Here is a 5,493-nt window from a genome sequence, read left to right on the forward strand (position 1 = left end):
CGCGGGGGGCTGTGAAGATGCGGGCGCGGGGGAAGACGCCGTGCCCGCGGTTCCGCTGCCGGCCGCCGTTGCCGCCGGCACGGTTGCTGCCGGTGTGCGCGCCGGCGGCGAGGCCGCCGGAAAGCGGTTCATGAGATAGGCGGCGGTGCCGCCGGCGATCGCCACGCCGATGGCCAGCGAAACAGCGAGCGAGCCGAAACCGGAAAAGCGCGCCATGGGCAGGTCTCCCCGCAAGGCGGTTGAGGGCCGGCCGCGAGAGCGCAGCCGCGAAAAACGGGTTTTCAGGCCGGCGCGCTCACTGGCTTGCCCACAGGATGCGGGCCATCCAGTCGACCTCCGCCAGCGGCAGGATGCGCGGCGGGTGCTCGGGGTTGAGGGAGTGCAGCTCCAGCGTGCGCGCGGTGATGCGGTGCAGCACCTTGGCCATCACCTCGCCCTCGTTGGTGCGCACCACCACGCGGTCGTTGCGGCGCACGCTGGCCGAGCGCGAGACGATCAGAACGTCGCCGTCGCGATAGGCGGGCATCATCGAATCGCCCGTCACCTCCAGCGCGAACACCATGTCGTCGCTGGCGGTGGGGAAGGGAATCTCGTCCCAGCCGGTGCCGACGGGATAGCCGCCGCTGTCGAAGAAGCCGCCCATGCCGGCCTGCGTCATGCCCAGCAGCGGCACGGAGCGCTGCGCCGGCAGCCGGTCGTGCAGCACCTCGGCGGCGAAGAAGGCGGTGGCGTCGGTGCCGGTCGCCTCCAGAACCTTGGCAATCGATTCGGTGGAAGGCCACCGCGGCCGGTCGCCGGCATGGCGCTTGGATTTGTTGAAGGTGGTGGGGTCGAGCCCGGCGCGGCGGGCAAGGGCCGATGGCGTCATCCCGTGGCGGGCGGCCAGCGCGTCGAGAGCCATCCAGATCTGCTCGTGGGTGAGCATCGGCCCCTCCTTGGCTCCCGCGGCGCGGCAAAGCGCCGGGCAGATTTTTCAGGTTGCCCGCGAACGCGCGCCGCCGGAACACGGCGCTCCGTGGCCGCCGCCGCAGACGTCGGGGACCGGATGCGCCGCAGGCGCCGTCAGCAGGAATTTATCCCTTGTTTCTGTCTGATTATCGTCCGATTCGCGCCCTGTCCAGTCATCCGTGCTGCGGCATGGCCGGCGGCGCCGGGGGCTGCGGCGGCCCGGTTTGCGCCGCCGCGCCGGCCGCAGCCGGATTGATCGGGCGGCGGAAAGCTGACACTGGAAGGGCCGGACAGGAAAGCGGGGCTTCGATGACGGCTGACACGATCTACAAGATCGCCGGCACGCAGGAATGGGCGGCGGCGGAGGCGGCGGGCGTGTTCGCCGGCGCGGCGGTCGATCTGGCCGACGGCTACATCCACTTTTCCGATGCCGGGCAGGTGGCGGAAACGGCGGCGCGCCACTTCGCCGGGCGCAGCGATCTGGTGCTGGTGGCGGTCGATGCCGGCGCGCTGGGGGCGGCGCTGAAGTGGGAACCCTCACGCGGCGGGGCGCTTTTTCCGCACCTTTATGGCATCCTGCCGCTCAGTGCAGTGCTGCGCGTGGCGCCGCTGCCGCCCGGTGCCGGCGGGCACCATGATTTCACGGGGCTGCTATGATCGATCTCTATCGCGGGCTCGCCCGCCGGGCGCTGTTCTGCCTTGAAGCGGAGAAGGCGCATCGCCTGACGATCGCGGCGCTGGCCTCCGGTCTGGCGCGGGTGCCGCAGCCGCGGCCGGACCCGGCCCTGCGGCAGACGCTGTTCGGGCTCGATTTTCCCAATCCGCTCGGCATGGCGGCCGGCTTCGACAAGGATGCCGAGGTGCCCGATGCGGTGCTTGGCCTCGGCTTCGGCTTTACCGAAATCGGCACCGTCACGCCGCTTGCCCAGCCCGGCAATCCGCGCCCGCGCCTGTTCCGGCTGGTGGAAGACCGCGGCATCATCAACCGCATGGGCTTCAACAACGCCGGCCACGCTCCGGCGCTTGCGCGGCTGCGGGCGCGCCGCGGGCGGCCGGGCATCGTGGGCGTCAATGTCGGGGCCAACAAGGATGCCGCCGACCGCATGGCCGATTATGTGACGGGCATCGCCCGCTTTGCGGCGGTGGCGGATTATTTCACCGTCAACGTTTCCTCGCCCAACACGCCGGGCCTGCGCGACCTGCAGGCGAAGGCCGCTCTTGAGGAACTGCTGGCCCGCGCGCTGGAAGCACGCGATGCGGCGGCCGAGGGCGCGGGGCGGCGCGTGCCGGTGCTGCTGAAGATCGCCCCCGATCTCGACGAGCACGGCCTCGACGATGTGGCGGAGGCCATCGCCGGCAGCGGGCTTGACGGGCTGATCGTCTCCAACACCACCATTTCGCGCCCGGCGCTGGCCTCGCCGCGCGCGCGGGAAAGCGGCGGGCTTTCCGGCCGGCCGCTGTTTCCGCTCTCCACGATCGCACTGGCGAAGATGCGCGGGCGGGTCGGTCCGGGTCTGCCGCTGATCGGTGTGGGCGGGGTCGATTCGGCCGAAACGGCCTTTGCCAAGATCGCCGCCGGGGCGAACCTCGTTCAGCTCTACAGCGGCCTCGTCTATGAGGGGCCGGACCTGATCGGCCGCATTCTGGGCGGGCTTTCCGCCGAACTGAAGCGGCGCGGCCTTGCCTCGCTTGCGGACGCGAGCGGCTGCGAGGCGGAGGCGTGGGCGGCGCGGCAGGCGTGACCGCGGCGCCCGTCAGCCCGGCAGGCTTGCGTTGAGGCGGGCCGGCAGCCGGGCGGCGAGCGTGAAGCCGCGCGCCCCCAGAAAGCCGACCATCGCCGCCCACAGACCATGGTTGCCGAACGGCGGCACCAGCAGGGCCCACAGGACGAAATAGAGCCCGAGCGACAGCAGCATCATGTTGCGCATGGTGGCCGACCAGGTGGCGCCGATGAACACGCCGTCGAGTTCATAGGCGAGCACGCCCGCAACTGGGGCGGCGGCGGCCCAGACGAGAAAGTGCCGGGCGGCCGCGCGCACCGCCGGTGCGGTGGTCATGAGGTCGATCACGGCCGGGCCGGCCGCCATGAAGAACGCCGCCAGCAGCACCGACAGCGCAAAACCCCAGCCGATGGAAAGCCGCAGCGCGGCCACGAAATCGGCCCGCGCCCGCGCCCCCAGCGCCCGCCCGCAGAGTTGCTCGGCCGCCGTCGCCAGCCCGTCGAGAAAGAAGGCGGCGACCATCGTCAGGTTCATCAGCACCGAATTCGCGGCCAGAACCACGTCGCCATGGCGTGCGCTTTCGGCGGTGAAGAAGCCGAACGCCACCATCAGCGCCACCGAGCGGATCATGATGTCGCGGTTGATGGCAAAGGTGGCCATCAGCGCGGCCCGGTCGCGCAGGGCCGCAAAGTCCGGCCAGCGCCCGCCGCGGGCAAGGCGGGCGGCAATCGCAAGGCCGGCGAGCGCGGCGGCGGCCTCCGCGGCAACCGCGCTCCACGCCGCACCGGCAATGCCGAGGCGGAAATGGACGATCAGCACCAGACCGGCGACGATGTTGACCCCGTTCAGCACCACCTGCAGCAGCAGGCCCAGCCCGGCGCGGCCGAGCCCGACGACCCAGCCGAGCAGGCTGTAGTTGACGAGCGTCAGCGGAGCGGCGAGCACGCGGACGGCAAAATAGCCGGCGAAGGCGGCATTCACCGCCGGGCTGGCGCCGATGGCGAGGACGAACAGCCGCTGCAGCGGATGGGCCAGCGCGACGATGACGAGGCCGGTGGCAAGGGCGGCGGCAACGGCGCGGATCAGCACGGCGCGCGTGGCGATGCCGTCACGGGCGCCCAGCGCCTGCGCGGTCTGCCCCGTGGTGCCCATGCGCAGGAAGCTGAAGAACGAGAACAGGATGTCGAAAGCCAGCGCCCCGACGGCAATGCCGCCCATCAGCGCCGCGTCGCCGAGCCGGCCGATCAGCGTGCTGTTGACGAGGCCGACGAGCGGCGTCGACAGGTGGGCAAGCGTCATCGGCACCGCAATGGCGAGCACGGCGCGGTGGCCGATGGCGGTGGCACGGTGCGTGCGGGCACCGGGGCGGGCGGGCGAAGCCATGAAACAGGGGTCCGGCAGGGAGAATCCGGCAAGACGGATCCGGCAAGGCGCACCCCGGCGGGGCGCGCAGGCGAGAATGGAATATTTCCAATCTGGCGGCAACAGCCCGAACACGGTCCGCCATGGCCCGGCCGCCCCTGTCACGACCCGGCGGGGGGCTGCCCGGAGCCTGACGGGGTCTGCCCGGAGCCTGACGGGGTCTGAAGGTGAGCCTGACGGGGTCTGGGGTGAGCCTGACGGGGTCTGGGGCGAGCCTGACAGGGTCTTGTCGGGGGGAGGGCCTGACGGCGCCGCACGGGCAGGCTAGTCTTGCGCGCCGGCTGCTGCCGGTCCTGCTGCCCGGATCTGGATTGCCATGCCGCTTTCGATCGTCCACCACCCCGATTATCACGCCGAGCTTGCCGAAGGGCACCGCTTTCCCATGGGCAAGTTCCGCCGGCTGGCGGAGGTGCTGGTGGAGGAAGGCCTCGTGGCCGGGCCGTCTGCCTTCGTGCGGCCGGAGGAGCCGCCGGCCGAGTGGATCGCCCGCGCCCATGACGAGCGCTATGTCGGGCAGATCTATGCCGTCGAGGTGCCGAAGGCCGTGGAGCGCGAGATCGGCTTTCCGATCACCGGGGCGACGTCGCGCCGCGCTCAGCTTTCCGCCTCCGGCACCGCCACGGCGGGGCGGCTGGCGCTGGTGCACGGCATTGCGGCCAACACCGCCGGCGGCAGCCACCACGCCCGCTTTTCCGGCGGCGCGGGCTTCTGCGTGTTCAACGACGTGGCGGTGGCGATCCGCGCGCTTCAGGCCGAAGGGCTGATCGAGCGGGCGATGGTGATCGACTGCGACGTGCATCAGGGCGACGGCACGGCGGAGATTTTTGCTGCCGATGAGCGTGTGTTCACGCTCTCCGTCCATGGGGAGAACAATTATCCGGCCGTCAAGGCGAACTCCGACCTCGACCTTGCGCTGCCGGACGAGACCGGCGACCGCGACTATATCCGCGCCGTGCGCGCGGCGGTGCCGAAGGCGCTGCGCAATCACCGCCCGGACATCGTGTTCTACAATGCCGGGGTCGATCCCCATGCCGACGACCGGCTGGGGCGGCTGAAGCTCTCCGACGGCGGCCTGATCGAGCGCGACCGTTATGTCATCGATGCCGTGCGCGAGGCCGGCGTGCCGCTGGCCGGCGTGATCGGCGGCGGCTACAGCGACGATCTCGATGCTCTGGCGCGCCGCCACAGCCTCCTGTTTCGGGCTGCCGCCGAGTTCGTCTGAGCCGCGGGGCCCGTCAGGGGCGGCTGCCGCCGGCCGGCGGCAGCAGGCGCAAGGCCGTCCGGTTCACCACCCCGACCCGCCAGATATTGAAGCGCGACAGCGGGATGGCGGCGAGGAACGACCGCGGCACCGTGACCGGCACGGCCACGAGATCGGGATAGGACGGCGGCAGCACGCGCG

At 71.4% G+C, this 5,493-nt stretch carries 5 protein-coding genes and 1 pseudogene; 3 read left to right on the plus strand and 3 right to left on the minus strand.

Annotated features, from left to right (window positions below):
- Together V7067_RS09480 and V7067_RS09485 are read right to left on the minus strand one after the other, a co-directional pair.
- Positions 1–216: pseudogene (locus V7067_RS09480) on the minus strand (hypothetical protein); the annotation flags it as partial.
- Between the two features lie 79 nt (positions 217–295).
- The gene (locus tag V7067_RS09485; RefSeq protein WP_334175652.1) at positions 296–925 is read right to left on the minus strand and encodes a helix-turn-helix transcriptional regulator; all 630 of its coding nucleotides are present in this window, start codon (positions 923–925) and stop codon (positions 296–298) included.
- A 332-nt stretch (positions 926–1,257) separates the two neighbouring features.
- Between V7067_RS09485 and V7067_RS09490 the strand changes: the two genes are divergently transcribed.
- Both V7067_RS09490 and V7067_RS09495 read left to right on the plus strand, forming a co-directional pair.
- On the plus strand, positions 1,258–1,605 hold the full coding sequence (locus tag V7067_RS09490; RefSeq protein WP_334175653.1) for a DUF952 domain-containing protein: 348 nt from the start codon (positions 1,258–1,260) through the stop codon (positions 1,603–1,605).
- Positions 1,602–2,690, plus strand: coding sequence for a quinone-dependent dihydroorotate dehydrogenase (locus V7067_RS09495; protein WP_334175654.1), 1,089 nt, complete (start codon positions 1,602–1,604; stop codon positions 2,688–2,690). Before V7067_RS09490 ends, V7067_RS09495 begins: the two co-directional genes overlap by 4 nt.
- Positions 2,691–2,702: 12 nt before the next feature.
- On the opposite strand, the gene V7067_RS09500 is transcribed toward V7067_RS09495, so the two are convergent.
- Complete coding sequence (locus tag V7067_RS09500; protein WP_334175655.1) at positions 2,703–4,052, minus strand: MATE family efflux transporter; 1,350 nt, start codon at positions 4,050–4,052, stop codon at positions 2,703–2,705.
- 355 nt (positions 4,053–4,407) lie between these two features.
- Between V7067_RS09500 and V7067_RS09505 the strand changes: the two genes are divergently transcribed.
- On the plus strand, positions 4,408–5,313 hold the full coding sequence (locus V7067_RS09505) for a histone deacetylase (protein WP_334175656.1): 906 nt from the start codon (positions 4,408–4,410) through the stop codon (positions 5,311–5,313).
- Positions 5,314–5,493 lie beyond the last annotated feature (180 nt).

This window comes from Pseudoxanthobacter sp., from assembly GCF_036822375.1.
Lineage (GTDB): Bacteria > Pseudomonadota > Alphaproteobacteria > Rhizobiales > Segnochrobactraceae > Pseudoxanthobacter.

Excerpts from the sequence above, each read along its gene's own strand:
- V7067_RS09485 (WP_334175652.1), bottom strand. The coding sequence starts at position 925 with ATGCTCACCCACGAGCAGATCTGGATGGCTCTCGACGCGCTGGCCGCC.
- V7067_RS09490 (WP_334175653.1), top strand. The coding sequence starts at position 1,258 with ATGACGGCTGACACGATCTACAAGATCGCCGGCACGCAGGAATGGGCG.
- V7067_RS09495 (WP_334175654.1), top strand. The coding sequence starts at position 1,602 with ATGATCGATCTCTATCGCGGGCTCGCCCGCCGGGCGCTGTTCTGCCTT.
- V7067_RS09500 (WP_334175655.1), bottom strand. The coding sequence starts at position 4,052 with ATGGCTTCGCCCGCCCGCCCCGGTGCCCGCACGCACCGTGCCACCGCC.
- V7067_RS09505 (WP_334175656.1), top strand. The coding sequence starts at position 4,408 with ATGCCGCTTTCGATCGTCCACCACCCCGATTATCACGCCGAGCTTGCC.